At 41.4% G+C, this 18,283-nt stretch carries 19 protein-coding genes; all 19 read right to left on the bottom strand.

What is annotated here, in order from left to right:
- The 19 genes from cheB to ACSAJE_RS01870 all read right to left on the bottom strand — a co-directional run bounded on the left by cheB (position 1) and on the right by ACSAJE_RS01870 (position 18,162).
- Positions 1 to 1,164 (bottom strand): chemotaxis-specific protein-glutamate methyltransferase CheB, encoded by a 1,164-nt coding sequence (gene cheB / locus ACSAJE_RS01960; RefSeq protein ID WP_458009539.1) that lies wholly within the window; start codon positions 1,162 to 1,164, stop codon positions 1 to 3.
- Positions 1,165 to 1,178: 14 nt separating this feature from the next.
- The gene (locus ACSAJE_RS01955; protein WP_022026229.1) at positions 1,179 to 2,063 is read right to left on the bottom strand and encodes a MinD/ParA family protein; all 885 of its coding nucleotides are present in this window, start codon (positions 2,061 to 2,063) and stop codon (positions 1,179 to 1,181) included.
- Positions 2,063 to 3,316, bottom strand: coding sequence for a flagellar biosynthesis protein FlhF (gene flhF, locus ACSAJE_RS01950; protein ID WP_458009538.1), 1,254 nt, complete (start codon positions 3,314 to 3,316; stop codon positions 2,063 to 2,065). Before flhF ends, ACSAJE_RS01955 begins: the two co-directional genes overlap by 1 nt.
- Positions 3,316 to 5,346: a flagellar biosynthesis protein FlhA gene (gene flhA / locus ACSAJE_RS01945; protein WP_182434053.1), complete on the bottom strand. Its 2,031-nt coding sequence runs from the start codon at positions 5,344 to 5,346 to the stop codon at positions 3,316 to 3,318. Before flhA ends, flhF begins: the two co-directional genes overlap by 1 nt.
- Positions 5,347 to 5,381: 35 nt before the next feature.
- Positions 5,382 to 6,500, bottom strand: a complete 1,119-nt coding sequence (gene flhB, locus ACSAJE_RS01940; RefSeq protein WP_182434052.1) for a flagellar biosynthesis protein FlhB — start codon at positions 6,498 to 6,500, stop codon at positions 5,382 to 5,384.
- A 105-nt stretch (positions 6,501 to 6,605) separates the two neighbouring features.
- Positions 6,606 to 7,376: a flagellar biosynthetic protein FliR gene (gene fliR, locus ACSAJE_RS01935; RefSeq protein WP_118506347.1), complete on the bottom strand. Its 771-nt coding sequence runs from the start codon at positions 7,374 to 7,376 to the stop codon at positions 6,606 to 6,608.
- 89 nt (positions 7,377 to 7,465) lie between these two features.
- On the bottom strand, positions 7,466 to 7,735 hold the full coding sequence (fliQ, locus tag ACSAJE_RS01930; RefSeq protein ID WP_022026234.1) for a flagellar biosynthesis protein FliQ: 270 nt from the start codon (positions 7,733 to 7,735) through the stop codon (positions 7,466 to 7,468).
- 34 nt (positions 7,736 to 7,769) lie between these two features.
- Positions 7,770 to 8,579 (bottom strand): flagellar type III secretion system pore protein FliP, encoded by an 810-nt coding sequence (gene fliP, locus ACSAJE_RS01925; protein ID WP_118506421.1) that lies wholly within the window; start codon positions 8,577 to 8,579, stop codon positions 7,770 to 7,772.
- A 108-nt stretch (positions 8,580 to 8,687) separates the two neighbouring features.
- On the bottom strand, positions 8,688 to 9,068 hold the full coding sequence (locus ACSAJE_RS01920; protein WP_118690154.1) for a flagellar biosynthetic protein FliO: 381 nt from the start codon (positions 9,066 to 9,068) through the stop codon (positions 8,688 to 8,690).
- A 34-nt stretch (positions 9,069 to 9,102) separates the two neighbouring features.
- The gene (gene fliY, locus ACSAJE_RS01915; protein WP_458009537.1) at positions 9,103 to 10,257 is read right to left on the bottom strand and encodes a flagellar motor switch phosphatase FliY; all 1,155 of its coding nucleotides are present in this window, start codon (positions 10,255 to 10,257) and stop codon (positions 9,103 to 9,105) included.
- A 3-nt stretch (positions 10,258 to 10,260) separates the two neighbouring features.
- Complete coding sequence (gene fliM / locus ACSAJE_RS01910) at positions 10,261 to 11,241, bottom strand: flagellar motor switch protein FliM (protein ID WP_022026238.1); 981 nt, start codon at positions 11,239 to 11,241, stop codon at positions 10,261 to 10,263.
- A 113-nt stretch (positions 11,242 to 11,354) separates the two neighbouring features.
- Entirely contained in the window at positions 11,355 to 11,873 is a 519-nt protein-coding gene (locus tag ACSAJE_RS01905) for a flagellar basal body-associated FliL family protein (RefSeq protein ID WP_118690152.1), read from the bottom strand.
- A 29-nt stretch (positions 11,874 to 11,902) separates the two neighbouring features.
- The gene (locus tag ACSAJE_RS01900) at positions 11,903 to 12,709 is read right to left on the bottom strand and encodes an OmpA/MotB family protein (protein WP_118690151.1); all 807 of its coding nucleotides are present in this window, start codon (positions 12,707 to 12,709) and stop codon (positions 11,903 to 11,905) included.
- On the bottom strand, positions 12,710 to 13,519 hold the full coding sequence (locus ACSAJE_RS01895) for a motility protein A (RefSeq protein WP_182448187.1): 810 nt from the start codon (positions 13,517 to 13,519) through the stop codon (positions 12,710 to 12,712). It abuts the gene before it with no gap.
- A gap of 40 nt (positions 13,520 to 13,559) precedes the next feature.
- Entirely contained in the window at positions 13,560 to 13,748 is a 189-nt protein-coding gene (locus ACSAJE_RS01890) for a flagellar FlbD family protein (protein ID WP_022026242.1), read from the bottom strand.
- Between the two features lie 143 nt (positions 13,749 to 13,891).
- Complete coding sequence (locus tag ACSAJE_RS01885; protein WP_458009536.1) at positions 13,892 to 15,439, bottom strand: flagellar hook protein FlgE; 1,548 nt, start codon at positions 15,437 to 15,439, stop codon at positions 13,892 to 13,894.
- A 102-nt stretch (positions 15,440 to 15,541) separates the two neighbouring features.
- Positions 15,542 to 15,949 (bottom strand): TIGR02530 family flagellar biosynthesis protein, encoded by a 408-nt coding sequence (locus ACSAJE_RS01880; RefSeq protein ID WP_022026244.1) that lies wholly within the window; start codon positions 15,947 to 15,949, stop codon positions 15,542 to 15,544.
- 78 nt (positions 15,950 to 16,027) lie between these two features.
- Positions 16,028 to 16,813: a flagellar hook capping FlgD N-terminal domain-containing protein gene (locus ACSAJE_RS01875; protein WP_118690149.1), complete on the bottom strand. Its 786-nt coding sequence runs from the start codon at positions 16,811 to 16,813 to the stop codon at positions 16,028 to 16,030.
- A 32-nt stretch (positions 16,814 to 16,845) separates the two neighbouring features.
- A complete protein-coding gene (locus ACSAJE_RS01870; protein ID WP_182448186.1) occupies positions 16,846 to 18,162 on the bottom strand; it encodes a flagellar hook-length control protein FliK in 1,317 nt (438 codons plus the stop codon).
- Positions 18,163 to 18,283: the final 121 nt, after the last annotated feature.

The following is an 18,283-nucleotide window of genomic DNA, read 5'->3' as shown; positions in this document are numbered from 1 at the left end:
TCATTGCACCCCCACGTGTTTAATGATTGTTTCTGCAATCTGCTGCAGCTCGACAACTTCGTCAACAGCTCCGGCTGTGGCAATCGCTCGTGGCATACCATACACCGTACTGCTCTCTTCATCCTGCGCAATTACATAAATCTGCTTGACTTGTTCCAATTGTAAAATACCGTCTGTCCCATCAGAGCCCATTCCGGTCAAAACCACACAGGTTATCTCATCACAGGAGACGTTCATCAACGACTCATACATAATATCTGCACAGGGTTTTAATGCATTTCTGGCCTCCTCGATCGTAACGGACAAATACTGCTCATGCTTATTTTTCTCCATTACGCGAAACTGAAAACCGCCCCTTGCAACATAAACAGTTCCTTTCCGCAACGGTTCACCATGCTCTGCTTCTTTGACCGTGATCTCACTTAGTTCATTCAATCGTCTTGCAAGCGATCCGGTAAATCCTTCCGGCATATGCTGTACAATGACAACTGACGCATCGAGATTCGGCGGCAGTTTCGGAATGACCTGTTGCAATGCTTTCGGTCCCCCTGTGGAACAGGCAAGTGCTACGATCTTATTTGCACCCGACACCAGCGGTTCTTTGGTATGCTTGGAACGATCTGCTTTCACCTCTCCTGCTACGCCGCCACGCTTTCTCTGCATGACAGGTGCTTTTTGTATGTGAAACAATTTCTTAAACACAGGTTTCTGTGTTTCCGGTTTCGGAACCGACTGCTCCTCTCCGGTATCCAATCCTGCCGTAGATAATCCCGTTGCCACATAAAGCATCCTTATGAACATATTGATAAAGAAAGGACCCTTCGCTTCGGAAAGACTTGTTGGCTTTGTGATAAAGTCAAAAGCACCGAGCTCCAACGCACGAATAGTTTCCGCGCCGCCTTTCTGAGCTAATGTGCTGACAATTAACACCTTCTCACGTTGATGTCTCTCATTCAACACTTTCAAAAAGGCAATGCCATCCATTCGAGGCATATTGATATCTAAAACAATAGCATCAACCTTTGCTCCAGAGTCTAAAACTTCCAGCGCCTCCACACCGTCCTCTGCCAGATATGCTGCATTGAGTTCCTTGTTATCATCTATTATATCAGAGAGTACTCTTCTCATGAGTGCAGAGTCATCTACAATTAAAATATTTTTCATGACGTATTCCCCTTTTACCGCTGACCATTCCGAAACATACGTGCAAAAAGACCAGATAAACCTTTTGCTGTAAATGCTCCAGGCGTGTTCGCCGGTTGGTTGATAATTTGTCTGGCAATCCGACTGATCGCTTTGCTTGCCGGTGCATTCGGGTAAGCAATCGTAACCGGTTCCTGCCGCATTACGGCATTTTGCAGTTTGAAATCATGTGGAACGCTTCCAAGGTATTCCATCTCCATCTGCAAAAATTTACTAGACACCGCACTCAACTTTCGATATAATTCTCTGCCCTCATCTTCTGACTGCGTTCGATTGCTGATCATATGAATCTTCATTTTGCCGCCCTCGAACTCTTCCTGTCGCTGCAAAGTTTTCAAAAGAGCATAGGCATCCGTGATCGACGTAGGCTCCGGTGTCACAACGAGAAGCACCTGACTGCTACATAGCACCAGATCGATCACAGAATCCGAAATACCCGCACCGGTATCAATTAATATCACATCAGCTACCTGATCCAATTCATATACAGAACGAACTAGATTTTGTATCTGATCACGCGATAAATTAGTCATCTCCCGAATACCGGATCCCCCTGAAATAAATCCAATATTTTCCGGACCTGACGCAATGATGTCACAAACTCCCTTACCATGAAACATCATATCGGCCAGATTGTACTTCGGCCGGATTCCGAGCATGATCTCAATATTCGCAAGGCCAAAATCAGCATCTAAAATAACTACTCGCTTACCCATTTTACTGAGAGTAATAGCCAGATTAACAGATATATTAGACTTTCCAACGCCGCCCTTGCCACTAGTAACAGTAATGACTTTGGCTAAATGCTGTCTTCTATTTTGATTTTTTATAATGTTGCGTAAACGCTCAGCTTGATCCATCAGCCATTCCCTCCTAAAAGCTGTTTTGTTATTTTTTGTGCATCCATTTTTCCAATATCATCCGGCACATTTTGTCCCCACGTCGCATAAGACAACTGTGCACCGGTCAACATATGGATGTTAAAAATATTGCCAACGGTATCCGTTTCGTCTAATTTCGTAAAGATCAAATAATATTCTGTAATCTTACGATACACTTCTGATATTTTCTTCAAATCCTTGTATTTTGTAGTTGCACTTAGTACCAGATAAACCTCTTTATCTTCTTCAGGCACTTTATCTAAGATCTTTTTAATATCCTGCACTTGTTCTGCATTTTGATGTGAACGTCCTGCCGTGTCAACAAATACAAGGTCAAACTCTTTTAGTTCATCAATGGTTTTATCCATTTCATCTGCCGAATAAACAACTTCTAATGGTATACCCAAAATATTGGCATAGGTTTTTAGCTGCTCTACTGCGGCAATGCGATACGTATCTGCTGTGATCAGCGCAACCCTGGTTTTTTTTGTGAGTTTTAATGTGGAAGCAATCTTTGCAATTGTCGTCGTCTTACCAACACCCGTAGGACCTACAAAGAAAATGTATTTGGTCTTTGTCGTTTTAACGTCGATCAAATGCGGCTGACCAATTTTTAATATGATCTTTTGATATACCCCCGCTAACACATTATCTAACGTCCATTCTTTTCTGGAACCGCTCTTTACCTCTTTTAGGATCTGATCCACATATTGTTCCTGAACCTCATTTTCAAGCATCTTTTTCTTGATCATCTGAAAATAAGCGTCCATTTTGTCATCTGTTTTATCATTCTCCTTGGTTTCCGTCTCTTTCGCAGTCCCCATCTGCTTTTCCAAAAGATTCTGCAGTTTTGACAACTTTTGTTCAATCATCTTCTGCTCATTGATCACAGACTCGTTAACCCTTTCGTCCGGCTCATCCGGAAGAATTTGATCATTTTGCTGCATTTGTTTCCGTTTTGCTTCCTGCATAGCTGCTTTGGAATCCGGCGCCGTATATTCTGACCGTCTTCGAATTGCCTCCTGCAGTTTACTAAAATCCGGTTTTTCAGCATTCTCTGCTGTATCGTCAATTGCCGCCGTAAGCTCTACATGAGGTTTGCGAAATAACTTAAACAAGCCCTTGGGCGTTGTTTTTTTGACATTCATAATAACAACATCCTTCCCCAGTTCATTTTGCGCCATCTGTGTAGCAAGGTCTTCTGTTTGTGCTATATACTTTTTGATAACCACTATACTGTCACCATCCCTATTGATTGTAATTCTACATTGCTGTCAATTTCATTATAAGATACAACGATCAAATCCTGAAATTGCTCTTCCGTCAGTTTCTTAAAATAAAGCCGAACGATCGGCGATGTAACAATAATTGGATTTTTTCCCAATTCTTCCATTTTTTCCATTTCCTCTCCAACCGACTTTAGGATCGTCTGCGTCTTGTCCGGCTCTAAATTAATATAAGTACCCTGTTCTGTCTGTTTGATAGATCCCATAATTTCCTGCTCAATTTTGGGATCCAATGTAACAACACTGGTCATCTCATTAGGCGGGAAGTATTTATTCGAGATCGCCCGTTTCAGACTTTGTCGGACATATTCCGTCAAAACATCCGTATCTCTAGTGCTTGTCGCATTATCGGCAAGTGTTTCAAAGATCGTCACCAGATCGCGAATTGAAATTCCTTCACGAAGCAGGTTCTGCAATACCTTCTGTATCTCACCAACACTCAGCATTTTAGGTACGAGTTCAGATATCAACGTTGTATTTGCTTCCTGAATGTTATTGATCAGATTCTGCACATCCTGTCTCGTAAGCAACTCATCTAAATGACTGCGGATCACTTCTGTAAGATGTGTTGCAATGATCGATGGCGGATCAACTACCGTATATCCCATAGATTCCGCACGTTCTCGCTGCGATTCCGTGATCCAGATCGCCGGCAGATGGAACGACGGCTCGAATGTTGGAATACCTGTGATCTCCTCTTCCACAAACCCCGGATTCATCGCCATGTAGTGATCAAATAAAATCTCGCCTTCACTGATCGGTACGCCCTTGATCTTGATCACATACTGATTCGGATTAAGTTGGATATTATCTCTCAGACGGATCATCGGAACAACACATCCCAGTTCCAGTGCGACCTGACGACGTATCATAACAACTCGATCCAACAGGTCACCACCTTGGTTCACATCCGCCAGAGGAATGATTCCGTAACCAAATTCCAATTCGATCGGATCTACCTGCAGCAAAGAGACTACATTCTCCGGTCTTCTGATCTCCTCTGCTGTCTCTTCTTCCTCGTCAACCTCTGTCTCAATATTTTGTACTTCCATCGCCGATTCGATAGCTCGACCGGCAGCAATGAACAAGATTGCATAAATAAAGCAGATTAATGTTGGAAGCGGCGTCAATCCAAGTAACGCCATCGTCGCTCCGACTATGTACAATACCTTCGGTGTCGAAAACAACTGTGTGATCAACACATTTCCAAGATCCGACTCCTTTGATACTTTTGTTACCAGCACACCGGTTGACAACGAAATAACCAATGATGGTATCTGACTGACCAAACCGTCTCCGATCGTGAGTATGGAATATTTCTGCAATGCCTCTGTCATTTCTAATCCCTGCGACATAACACCGATAGCAAGACCGCCGACAAAATTGATCACTGTGATTATCAACCCCGCTGTCGCATCACCTTTTACATACTTCGAAGCACCATCCATCGCTCCGAAAAAAGTAGATTCGTCCTGAATCTTTTGACGGCGTTCCTTGGCCTGTTCATCTGTGATTGCACCCGTATTTAAATCGGCATCGATCGCCATCTGTTTACCAGGCATGGCATCCAACGTAAAACGTGCTGTTACTTCCGACACACGCTCAGAACCTTTATTGATCACGATAAACTGTACAATGATCAAGATCAAAAACACAATACCGCCAACAATCAGATTTCCACCACCGACAAACTCGCCGAACGCCTGAACTACGTTACCTGCCTCTCCTTTCAGCAGAATATTTCTCGTCGATCCTACATTCAATGAAATACGAAACAACGTTGTCATCAGCAGCAATGTCGGAAAGCTCGACATATTCAACGCCTCTGTCGAAAACAGCGCATTAAACAATATAAACAATGCAATTGCCAGATTTAGCATCATCAAAATATCCAGCAAAAACAAAGGTATTGGTATAATCAAAAAGATGATAGGTACCAGGATATATAATCCCAGCATTAAATCAGTCCGTTTCATCATGTATCTCCTTTAATCGTCTTCTGAAAGAAACGTTATCCCGTTTTCCCTTTCAGATTATATACATACGCCAACACTTCCGCCACCATCTGGTATAATTCGGGCGGAATCTCAGCTCCAATCTCAACATTATGATATAGCATTCTCGCTAATGGTTTATTCTCCACGATCTCGATCTGATAATTTGATGCCGTTTCCTTGATCTTCGCCGCCAAATAATCAGCACCTTTGGCAACCACAACCGGTGCCTCGTGTTTCTCCTTGTCATAACGTATCGCCACAGCCAGATGTGTCGGATTCGTAATGACAACATCTGCATTTGGAAGTTCTTGCATCATACGCTGCCTGGATGCCTGCTGCATACGGGATTTCTGTTGGCTTTTTACCTTGGGATCTCCCTCGGACTGCTTATACTCATCCTTAACTTCCTGCTTGGTCATCTTCATATCTTCCTGAAATTTCCATTTCTGATAAACGATATCCACTACCGCGATGACAACAAATAATGCACTGATACGCAATCCAATATTAATGATGATATCTCCCAACAACTCTAAACCCTGAGTCAACGTATAGGAATACATATTCATCACTAATGCCCATTTGTCTTCCAGGTAATTTTTAACAACATAAATTATGACACAAATCTTAGCAATGGATTTAAGCAATTCCATGATCTTGTCTTTTGAAAACAGACGCTTCACACCATTAACCGGATTAAATTTGTCAAACTTAGGCTTTATCGGTTCAAAAGAAACCTTCCATTTAACCTGTACAATGTTTACGGCAAATGCAACAATAAATGTACTCAGCAAAAAAGGAAGGCAGATGATCGTGATCTTTTGGATCAGTTGCTGCAATATAGCACATGCCATCTGCAAATTAAACTCATCCTTAGTGACATCGCTGATCTTCCCAAAAAACAACGAAAAACCATCCTTAAATTGGCTGCCCAAAAATGCCATCAATAGTTTTAACAAAAAGAAAAACACCAGCAACGACACAGCCGTTATGGCATCCATGCTTTTCGCCACTTGACCTTTTTTGCGGGCATCTTCCAGTTTTTTTGGAGTTGCGCTTTCGGTTTTCTCGCCGCCCTCGCCATCTTTGGCAAAAAGCTGCAGATCATACCGTATTCTGCCATGCCTAACCATACATTTCCTCTCCAATACCATCGCTTTGTTCTGATAAAGATGCAAAAACACCCTCTTTATACTATACCGTATTTGCAGCAAAATAGCAACGCCAACTATTATCGTCTACGCTGCCATTGCCTGCACAAAATATTTTGTGAATGTATGCATTTCATCAAAAAGGAAGTCTGCTGCTCCGGCAAACAACTGCATCGTCAGAAATAGCAACACAAGCCCCACAAACACTTTAAGTTGCATTCCCACGACAAACATATTCATCTGTGGTGCAATCTTTGCCAAAATACCAAGCACAATATTGATGACAAGCATACAACAAAAAATAGGAAGCACAATTCGAAAACCGATGACAAAATAATTAGTGATAAATGTCACCATGATATGATACAGATCGACCGAAAATTTTGCACCTCCAATTGGTACAAGCTGATAAGAATCCATCATAGCATCAATAATAAAATAATGCATGTCTGATACTAAAAACAAAAGCATAAATATATACATATAAAAATTTGATGTGATCGTTGAATTTACATTTGTTGTCGGGTCCATTTCCTGAACCATCGAGAAGCCAATTTCCATATCCAACATATTACCGGAAAAATTAAAGATATAGAGACACAATCTGGATCCCAGACCAATAATAATACCGGTAATCGCTTCTTTAAGCACTAATCCGGAATATTCTAATATATTTGCGTATTCCACAGCCTTGTAATCAACCTGGTTCATCACCGTCAACGATAGAAAAAACGCGATAGCAACTTTTACACGTCGCGGGATTTCACTGGAACCAAAAAAAGGAGCAACAAAAACAACGGAAGCCACCCGAATAAATACTAATAAAATATATTCTAAGTATTCAACCGTAAAATTCAATGTTCGTCTCTCCTTATCTGTTCGATGTTATTTGTAGATAAACGATCCATAACCTGACCGTCTTCTTTTATGTCCTCTTCACCGATCACTCACTTAATATATTGAGGTATATTTTTCATCAATGCTTCAAATAGATCTACCATATTATTCATGATCCAGCCGCCACACAGCACCAACACCAGCATGATTGCTAAAAACTTTGGCACAAAAGTCAGCGTTTGTTCCTGAATAGAAGTAACTGTTTGAAAAATACTAATGATCAATCCAATGATCAGCGAGATCAGTAGCAGCGGAGCTGCTGATTCCACCGTTGTCCAGATCGTCTCACGGGATATGTCTAACACAAGACTCTCACTCATTGCACAGTCTCCTTTCTACTCGTTCCTCTGATGGTTAATGGAACGACTGCACTAACTGTCCGATCAATAGGTTCCATCCATCTGCCAATATAAACAATAGTATCTTAAAAGGCAGGGATATTGTCGTCGGTGGCAACATCATCATACCCATTGACATCAGTGTCGAAGCCACTACCATATCAATAACGATGAACGGAAGATACAATAAAAATCCAATAATAAACGCTGTTCGAAGTTCACTGATAATAAATGCCGGTATGACCGTAATAAGAGAAAGATCATCAAAGCTCTCAATATCATCCGATGAAATGTCATTGATCGTCATAAATAGTTTGAGATCCTTTTCTCTAGTTTGCTTTAACATAAATGTTTTCAAAGGTTCCGAAGCCTTTTCTAATGCCTTCTTCTGTGTCAGATTGCCAGCCATATACGGCTGAACCGCATTAGTGTTTACTTCATTAAACACCGGACTCATTACCGCAAATGTAATAAATAATGCCAAACCGATCAATATCTGATTTGGTGGCGTTGTCTGCGTTCCAATTGCTGTTCTCAAAAAATGAAAGACAACAATAATACGCGTAAACGACGTCAACATGATCAAAATGGAAGGTGCAAGCGACAAGATCGTAAGAAGGATCAAAATCTGTAAAGTAGATTCCAACGTAACGCTGCCGGCATTGGATGTAATATTCAAATCTAACGTATTATCATCGTCATCCGCATTCCCGGATATTTGATTTCTTGTTGTACTGTCAACGCGATCAGACGTTGCCAAAGCATACGAAGGAGACGCTGCAAACCATACACATAAAAAAACGACTAATATCGTAATTGCGCGCATCGTTCTGTGCTTTAAAAAAAATCTTTTTCTTATATTCTGTCTCAATTGTCCTTTGGTACCTTTCTATCATATTGCTATCATTTCACACTTCAATCTTCATATAACAGATCACTGTTTATCCGGCTTTTTTTTATGTTTCAGCATTTCCTGAAACATCTCAGAAAAACCTTCTGTCCTAGGCATTTGCACCGGCTCCTTTATCAAAAGATCCTCTTGCGTAAGCTCAGTCAAAAAGACAACCGAATCTTTTGTCTGCACTAATGCGATATATTTTTTGCCAACCTGTATGATCTGTATCATTTTTCCCTGACCAATGGGATATGTTTCAATAATCTTAATATTTCCTGCATATTTCTTACCTGACATCGCCCCGGCATACCATTTACTTACAAAAGATGCGGCAAACAACAGTACGATCAATAAGATCAACAGGCCGATCAACTTAAAAAAGCTGGACAGTGCAGAAAAATTAGCCGTCATCAATAACATTCCTACACCTCCAGCTCTTTATGTATCCTACTCTTTATTTTGATATCTCTACAATTCGTATACCAAAATTTTCCTCAATAACAACTACTTCACCCTTAGCAACAAATTTACCATTGACCAAAACATCAACCGGTTCCCCCGCTAACTTATTAAGCTCAATGATCGTACCCGGAGAAAAGTCTAAAATCTCTTTGATGGATTTATTTGTTCGTCCAAGTTCAACCGTCACTTCCAAAGGAACGTCCATGATCAAATCAATATTTTCCTGCTGCATCAGCGGACTTACCCCTGCATTAAACGGCTGAAACTGTGCCGGCTGTACATTGACATTCGGCATTGCATATGGCTGTTGCTGCATCATATCCGGCTGAACCGGCATTGCTCCTGCCATCTGCTGCATATCCGGTGTCGGCGGCACTGCTGGTTGTACGTTCTGCACATTGACCGTCTGTTCCGGTGTAGCTGCAGGTGTCGGCTGACTCACCTGTGGCTGCGGCTCTTCAATTTCAGGTTCAGATTCACCAACAAATTTGCGATACAGGTCGCGCGCAAACTCAAACGGATATAACTGCATGATCTGACTATCAACCAGATCTCCAATTTCCATATCAAATGCTACCTGAACCATTTCTCCCTGCAAGAAGCTTGAAATTTCGGTATCATCTGTCATGGAATCATTCAGATCAACCAAACTTGCAGTTGGTGGACTAATATCTACTTTCTTCTCCAGCATTGATGATAATGACGTGGCCGCTGATCCCATCATCTGGTTCATCGCCTCACTGATCGCACTTAAATGCATCTCCGACAATTCACCATCTGTATTTGAACCATCCCCACCCATCATCAAATCTGTGATCACTTTTACGTCGTGCTCTTTTAAGATTAATATGTTGTTACCGTCTATTCCATCAATATATGAGATGTGAATAAACACACATGGTCTATCATATTGTAATGACAGGTCATCTAAAGTCACATAAGAGACTTTCGGTGTTGTAATGGTAACTTTGGTATTTAACAGCGTTGATAATGTTGTTGCTGCTGTTCCCATATTAATGTTAGCAATCTCTCCGACTGCATCTCTCTCAGCATCACTTAGCGTCTCTCCGGCATAAGCGGTCTTAGTCGCTGCACCACCACCGCCGGTTAATGCATCTATTTCTTCCTGAGATAACATTCCATCCATACTTTATTGCTCCTCCCTTATTACTGACGTCACTCTTACGGCGTAAGAATCCGAAGCTGCACCAGGTAAAGCATAAAACTTTTTAATATTCCCGGTATAAACCTCCAACTCATCGTCAGTCTTGGTATCTAACTTGATAATGTCTCCAATCTGAAGATTCATAAAATCATTTACGGAGATCAAGCTTCTACCCAACATCGCCCTTACTGGAATCTTGGCATTGTCAATCAAGCTTTCAATTATTTCCGTATAGCTTCCATCATCCTTTGCCTTGATCGTTGAGTACCAATATTTGGTATTTAATTTGTCGATCACTGTCTCAACGCAGGAATATGGAATACACACATTCATCAAGCCCTCAACCTCACCAACATGAATATTCATCGTGACGATTGCCGTCATTTCTGTTGGCGAAATAAACTGGGCAAATTGTGAATTTGTTTCAATCCTCTCAAGACGTGGATTTAATTCCACCACGCTTGCCCATGGATCTATCATTAAATTGGTGCATATTTCCAAAACACGCTCCAAAATAATCAACTCAATCTCGGTAAACTCTCTAGTCCTTTCCAGCGGTTCTCCACCACCACCCAACAGACGGTCAACAATCGCAAAGCCAAGGTTAGATGCTAATTCAATTACCACACTGCCTTCCAACGGAGCAAAATCAACTACTCCTAGAAGCACAGGATTGGACAATGCATTTAAGAACTCCGAGTACGCATTTGCTTCCGCATTCATCACATCAACCTGCACTGTCTTACGCAAATATGCCGGTAAATTCGTCGAAAGCAGTCTGCCGTAATTTTCAAATATAATCTCCAAAGTCCGCAAATGATCTTTGGAAAACTTCGATGGTCTGGCGAAATTGTAATTTCTAACACTCTTTACATCTGCCTCATCCAATTCATCCGGATTGATTTCTCCGGTACTCAATGCACTGAGCAGATTATCAATTTCCTCCTGAGACAGGGTGTCTCCCATTCTCTTCACCTCACATCCCTGTTATAATTATCAATAACATATATTGTCTTTGCAACTATAATATCATAGCACAAATTCCAAAGAAAAGAAACCATTACTTTTCTCGCTGTCTATCACTGATACATGAAATTCGTCAACATAACCTTCTTCACAGCTTTAGAATCCAAATGCTGCTGTATCTGCTCTAACGCCTCTTTTTTGATCACATCTTCTGAAATGTTATCCGAAGAATGGCTTTGAATCACTGCACGGATAATATCAGTGATCTCTGCCTGATTGTTCGTCAAAATATCGCTGACATCCTTATAGTCATCCGCATCTTTATAAACAGAGAGGCTGTAGCCGTCTAAAAGAGCATAATGAGTCTTGCCATCAGACCCTATTTTTAAATTAAGTGTCTGCTGAGAGTCAAACGCAACCGTTACGGTCTCAAGATCTTTTAAAGAATAGTTTTCATCACCTTTGGAATCCCCATCAACATTCAGATCTAAATTCACTGCAGATGCGATCTGCGTCAAAAGATTGTTGGTTTTTGTAAACGTTGGCACCATCACAAAAAACAAAATTGCTGTAAGGACAACATTGATAACTGTCAATGCCGTTATGATGACACTAAAAATATTTTTCTTCATGATAAATAAGCCTCCATTATATACTATTGTCAATTTTCTGACATTCCATATATTTTAATTTCAACACGACGGTTCTTAGATCGCCCTGTCTTTGTTTTATTACTTGCGATCGGATGAACATCACCCCATCCGGACGCTTCCAAATTATCGGGATTCAATCCCCGCTTTTGGAAATATTCCAGCACTTTTGTTGCCCTCGCCGTGGAAAGCCATAAATTGCTGGAATAATTTGCATTATGAATCGGTACATTGTCTGTATGACCTTCGATCTTGATCGTATTTTTCGGATACATTTTAAGTACATCTCCGATACGGTTCAAAATCTTTTTGGCATCTTTTTGAATCTCTGCACTTCCCGATTCAAACAACACACTGCCATTCAGAGATAACATAACATAATTATATCCGTCATCTATCGTGACATCCAAATCATCATCCAATTGCTTCTTTTCTGTCTGCCTTACAACATCACCGTACAGCTCATCCATTCTTTTTTTCTTTTCCTGTGCCTGTTTCGCCTCCAGCTTTGCCATTGGATCATCTGCATTCTCAGTTTCCTGAGCCTGTTTACCCATATCTGAATAATATTTATCCAAATTATTCAACTGTGTTGCACCGCTGGAAATAAGCTGACCCTGACCAATTGCTTTTTCTCCACCGTTAAATATACTAACACTATTTGAAAGAGAAGCGACCAGTTCAGCGTACTTCGCTTCATCGATCGAAGACATGGAATACAAGAGAATAAAGAAGCAGAGCAACAAATTCATCAGATCAGAGAACGTATCTTTCCATCCGTCTGTCTTAATTTCTGTCTCTTCTTTGTTCTTTGCCATTTACGCCTCACCACCTTCTGCGGCTCCATCCTGCTCATTGATCTGTTCACGAACAGATGGCGCCAGGAAGGACTTCAGTTTCTCCTCGATCACGCGAGGATTCTCTCCTGCCTGGATTGATAAAAGCCCCTCCACCATAACTTCCTTCATTTTAATTTCCAACTCATTATTCATTTTAAGTTTGAAGGAAATAGGTACACATAACCAGTTAGCAAGTAACGAACCATACAAAGTCGTAAGCAGGGCAACCGCCATATTCGGACCTATCGTAGACATATCATCCATGTTGTACAGCATGTTTACCAGACCAACCAGTGTTCCGATCATACCCCAAGCAGGACCCATTCCCGCCCAGTTTGCCCAGAAATTAATCTTTTCATTATGTCTTGCGTCGATCGCTCCCAGTTCAGTCTCCATAATACTGCGGACAAGCTCAGGATCGGTACCATCAACGATCAGCATGATTCCTTTCTTTAAGAAATCATCCTCTATGTTATTCGCCGCTTCCTCCAAAGCAAGCAAGCCTTCTTTTCTTGCAACATTGGAAAGGTTGATAATATTGCGTATCACCTCTGCCTCATGTGCCTGCTGAACTTTCATTGCCAGTCGAATCGATTTGATATCCTCAATAAACTTTCCAAAACTCTTAGATTGGATGATCATACAAGAAATAGAACCACCAAGCGTAATGAAAATGGATGTCAAATCATAAAAGTGTCGGAAACCTGCCATTTTCTCCGGACCGGTAACAATTCCCAAAAATACCATGACCCCACAGGTAATCAATCCGACTAAAGTTGCTATATCCACTTAAGCCACCACCTTATTTCATTTTGTTGTACTTTCTATGTCATTCCATAAAAGTGCATTCTCTCTTAAATGATTTTACTAAATTTTTTATCGTCTGTCTACTCTCTTTTACAATTATTTTCCGGCCGGTAGTCAATGTGATCACTGTATCCGGCGTATCTTCCACTGTCTCGATCAAATCAGAATTAATTGTAATGTTCATACCATTCATTTTTGTTACGTCAATCATACCTTCACCTTTCTTCCCATAATGTAAAAATGGCAACAGATATTCGCAATAGGTGGTCTACATTTATGCAACCATTTATCCATATTGCAAAATACCTGTTACCACGAAGTATTCATCATGCTGATCCTGTATGTTTCATACTGTTAACGTTTCAAATTTACCAATTCTTCCAGCATTGTATCTGAAGTTGTAATAATACGGGAATTAGCTTGGAAACCACGCTGTGTCGTGATCATCTGCGTAAACTCTGTAGACAGATCAACATTAGACATTTCCAACGCACCAACCGTAAATTTACCGCCGTCACTGGTAATATCCATACCAACTCCATCAAACAATCCCGAGTTCATAGATGCTGCAAACAAACTGTCTCCCACTGCTTCCAACCCCGAAGGATTTGAGAATGTTGTTACTGCAATCTGTCCAAGTACTCTCTTTTCACCATTGGTATAAGTTCCAATGATCTTGCCGGACTGATCAATAGAAAGGCCACTCATCTCACCGGCAATGTTACCTGCTCCCTTGCCATTAGCATCACCTCTGGTGTACGATGTGTTTCCAACGCCTCCCTTAGAATACTGTGTCAAGTGACTTACGTCAACTTCTACACCACCTAAGTCATTCTGTGAATTATAATGTGTAAACGTATCATCAATACCGCTGTTAGCCGGCACCGTAACCACATTAAACAAAATGGATTTGTTGGCATAAACAGAGGTTGCCGGTCTGGTTAGACCAGCCTCTTTCGTTCCGACGAACTCACCACTGGTTGAGTCAAACAATACCTGTGAAGCTGTTCCGGTACCGGATAAGGTATACTTTCCTGTTACCTTATCAATATCATTGTCATTTACCGTATAGGTTGCTCCACCGAGCTGTACAACAACACCTGTCGCAGAATAGGTCGTTGTTTCGACACCATTCGTCGTTGTGGTTGTCTTCTTCACAAATATGGAATCTCCCTCGGAATTGCATACATCACTCACAACCAAATCATAGGTTCCCGGTGTTCCGGAATCCTGCAGATACATCTGTACCGTATACTCCTCACCGATACGATCATAGAACGTAAAGGTCATGCGGAATCCTTCTTTTGTGTTAATGCCCTGCGTTGCCGTAGTAAGCTGTAAGTTTTTATCATTTTTGTCAATATTACCAGATAAGGTGATATTTTCTGTGGCTGTTGGTGCGGCATACATATTATCTTCAGTCATGATCTTTAAATCCTTGACACTATCACGAACGACATTACCATCACTATCAGCAAGCCACCCTTGTACCGTTGCTCCATTGGTCGTGCAATACAATGTTCCTGCATCATCAACGTTCAATGCACCGGATTTGGTAAAATACGTCTCTCCACCGGATTTTACGATCAAAAAAGAATCACCGTTGATCGCTACATCCAACGCACGGTTTGTCGTAGAGGTTCCTCCGGCTTCTGTTATATTAGTGGTAATGGCTGCCACCGTAGATCCAAGACCAATCTGCTTGGCATTTACACCAGCTGTCCCGGTTTCTGCATTCGAACCACTTGCAGCTGACATTGTCTGATAAAAAGTGTCTGAAAAATTAACAGAACTCGACTTAAATCCAACTGTATTTACGTTTGCAATGTTATTACCTATAACATCCATCTTGGTCTGGTGTGTTTTTAAACCTGCTACACCAGAATAAAGTGATCTCATCATAATTATTGTCCTCCTAAACTTATAACTTAGGAATACGTCTTGAAATTCCTCTGGCATTCAGAATTTCACTGCCTCCTTAAGGTCCGGCTGTATGTATTCCCTTTACCCGATAACTGCCCCATCAATGTTTGTAAAGATTCCCTCCGAGGAATCATCCATTGCAGTGATCACGGTATTATTTTTGACATTTACAATAAATGCCAAGTCATCTACCAACACCAAAGACTCTCCAATTCCTTTTTCTCGTGCCTTCGTGGTTCCTGTTGCCAAACGCTGCATCTGTTCTCTTGAAAGATTGATATTCCGTGCGATCAATCGTTCGCCGGCATGTTTGGAAAACTTTAGATCAGGTACTGCATCCTGCTTAATCTCCGCTGCTTCGTGCAAAACCTCCTGAAAGGAAAGCTGCTCATTGGTGGAAGAAGATTTGTTATCCGATCTTTGAGACTGCAAATAGCGCCCTGTCATCTGCTCGATCGATTTTGCATAACCATTATGTAAACGCTGCATCTTCACATCACCTCTTTCTTATTACCTAAGTAATCCCTCCGTGAATCACTCTGATACTGTCTTTCCCGCATCATCTTTCTATGTGTTGCTGTCAGAATTCTCTGTTTTATCAGAATTATCCGGCTTGATCCCCTTAACCTCTATCGTGACCTTGTCTGAAATAATTGTCTTGTTAGCATCATCAAAGACAAATGCAACCGTATAGATACCTGCATCCTTTTGACTGAATGCATCCTTGCTGATTGTTAATCTGCCATCCTTGTATGACAAATACTTTGAATCAACGGCCTTCGTATCCCCGGATGAAGAAACCAATGCAACTGCAAAACTAGTGGCTTCATAACCGTGTGAACCGAGTGAGATACCCTCTACCGTTACATCCTGCGGATCATGATGACGATATACCAATGCCTGTTTTTGTACAGATGGAATATTGTTAGAAATGACATAATTATCATCCAATACTTTAACAATGCTGTCATATTTATACAATGTGCCATCAACCGAAACGTAAGCTTTGCCATTCTGAATCGACACATATTCTACAGTGCCTTGAACTTTCGTTACATCACCTGCTTCGGACTGATCCTCAATATACACTTCTTTGCCAACTAATGTAAAAGCAGAGGTATTGCTCGTCGTAGAATTTAAGTTTTGCATCTGCTCCAACTCTGAAAATTGTGCAAGCTGTGATACATATTCGGTATTATCCGTCGGTTCCAATGGATCCTGATACTTCATTTGCGTCACTAGCAATTGCAAAAACTCTTCTTTACCAAGCTCTGATCCAACTTTGCGCTCTGTTTCCTGAGAACTTTCTGAAATGTTTAGCTTTCCATTTACAACATCTGCTATCGAACTCATTTTGCCTCCTTTCTATCTGTAAAGCTACTGCCTTAAGCAGTAAAATCAACACTTCCGCCATGATCTCTCATGACACTCTTTCTTACACGCTCTGCTTCTTTGTCAGAAGCTTCCTGTGCCTCCTCTTCTGAATCTTCGAATTGAAATCTTCGACTCTTTCCATCGCCCTGTTCCAGATTTTTTGAATCTGCATCATCCCCGCCTCCTTGTGCAAAGGAAAAATCAGATACCGAAATGGATACTGCTTCTACTTTGATCTCCTTTTGCTCTAGTGTATCGCGCAACTGATACATTTGGCTTTCGAGTGCTAACCGCGCTTCTTCCGTTTGCACGGTAAAGTTAGCAGTCATCATTCCTTCTTTGGCAGAAATGGTTAATAATACCTTGCCTAAACGCTCCGGATTAAGCTGCATTTCCATGGTTGATGTCGTATCTGTTACAGATACTCGTATCTGTCTTACAATCTGCTCAATAATCTGTACAGATTGATTTGGCATCGGTGCGTCCTGCACTTCACGTGCCCCCTGCAGATCAAACTGTTGTGCAAACGGTACAGCTTCTACCGACGCGTCAGTCTGCGGCTGACTCGTCTGTACAAAACTCTCGGTTGATGAAGCATTCGATTCGCCGGACATTGTTTTTGACGAATCCGATGAAGGCGTCTGGCCAAGTATAGCTGGTTCTTGCGTATTAACCGCTTTCTGTAATACTTCCCCATCTGATACTACAGGCGCTTGCTCCGGCTTTACAGCGGTTAATTCCTGTAAAATCCCCTGTAAATTGGCATCATCTTCTGATACCGGCTCCATCTGTGCTAAGATTTCTGACACGCCCTCCGGCATCTGTGCAAATTGCTGTAGGATCATCTGATAGTCTGCTAACATCATTTCACTGGTCAACATATCAGTGATGTCTCCGGCACCTTCTGCGGTAAGAACAAATTGCTGTAAAATCTGAGGATCTAATAATTGCAACACGGTAATACCCATCGCCGCTAATATTGCATCCATCTGATCATCATCCAGCTTCAGCACATCTTTCACAATATCCTCTACCAATTCACCGGATATATTGGCATTACCAGTATCATTTAATTGAGAATTTTGCGACTGTGCTACTTTCACATTCTGACCGTCACCGACAACCGGTACCTTATATCCGGCATCGTCTCCGGCATCTTTGACGACCGCCTTTGAAGATTTATCCGCAGACTGCTTTGTCATAGACTGCTGCATCACGGCGCCAAATTGATCACTTCCGCTCACAGCCTGTGTCTTATCAGATTTGGCAAGCATTTCCACTCCTGCATTTTTTACGGAAAGAGCTGACTGAACTCCTGGTACTGTCACATTTTCACCTCCTTTTCTGGCAATATATCTCTGAAAGATCATTGCAATTATTTTATGTAAACGACAAAGTTCGTGATCACACTCCCATTGTCATATACATCATACTATGGCATACCGACAT

It is taken from the genome of Jutongia sp. SJQ-6 (assembly GCF_054161275.1).
This window is presented reverse-complemented; position numbering and strand designations above follow the sequence as displayed.

Coding starts and splice junctions, on each gene's coding strand:
- cheB (WP_458009539.1), bottom strand. CDS start 1,164: ATGAAAAATATTTTAATTGTAGATGACTCTGCACTCATGAGAAGAGTA.
- ACSAJE_RS01955 (WP_022026229.1), bottom strand. CDS start 2,063: ATGGATCAAGCTGAGCGTTTACGCAACATTATAAAAAATCAAAATAGA.
- flhA (WP_182434053.1), bottom strand. CDS start 5,346: ATGAAACGGACTGATTTAATGCTGGGATTATATATCCTGGTACCTATC.
- flhB (WP_182434052.1), bottom strand. CDS start 6,500: ATGGTTAGGCATGGCAGAATACGGTATGATCTGCAGCTTTTTGCCAAA.
- fliQ (WP_022026234.1), bottom strand. CDS start 7,735: ATGAGTGAGAGTCTTGTGTTAGACATATCCCGTGAGACGATCTGGACA.
- fliP (WP_118506421.1), bottom strand. CDS start 8,579: ATGCGCGCAATTACGATATTAGTCGTTTTTTTATGTGTATGGTTTGCA.
- ACSAJE_RS01920 (WP_118690154.1), bottom strand. CDS start 9,068: ATGTTATTGATGACGGCTAATTTTTCTGCACTGTCCAGCTTTTTTAAG.
- fliY (WP_458009537.1), bottom strand. CDS start 10,257: ATGGATGGAATGTTATCTCAGGAAGAAATAGATGCATTAACCGGCGGT.
- fliM (WP_022026238.1), bottom strand. CDS start 11,241: ATGGGAGACACCCTGTCTCAGGAGGAAATTGATAATCTGCTCAGTGCA.
- ACSAJE_RS01905 (WP_118690152.1), bottom strand. CDS start 11,873: ATGAAGAAAAATATTTTTAGTGTCATCATAACGGCATTGACAGTTATC.
- ACSAJE_RS01900 (WP_118690151.1), bottom strand. CDS start 12,709: ATGGCAAAGAACAAAGAAGAGACAGAAATTAAGACAGACGGATGGAAA.
- ACSAJE_RS01890 (WP_022026242.1), bottom strand. CDS start 13,748: ATGATTGACGTAACAAAAATGAATGGTATGAACATTACAATTAATTCT.
- ACSAJE_RS01885 (WP_458009536.1), bottom strand. CDS start 15,439: ATGATGAGATCACTTTATTCTGGTGTAGCAGGTTTAAAAACACACCAG.
- ACSAJE_RS01880 (WP_022026244.1), bottom strand. CDS start 15,949: ATGCAGCGTTTACATAATGGTTATGCAAAATCGATCGAGCAGATGACA.
- ACSAJE_RS01875 (WP_118690149.1), bottom strand. CDS start 16,813: ATGAGTTCGATAGCAGATGTTGTAAATGGAAAGCTAAACATTTCAGAA.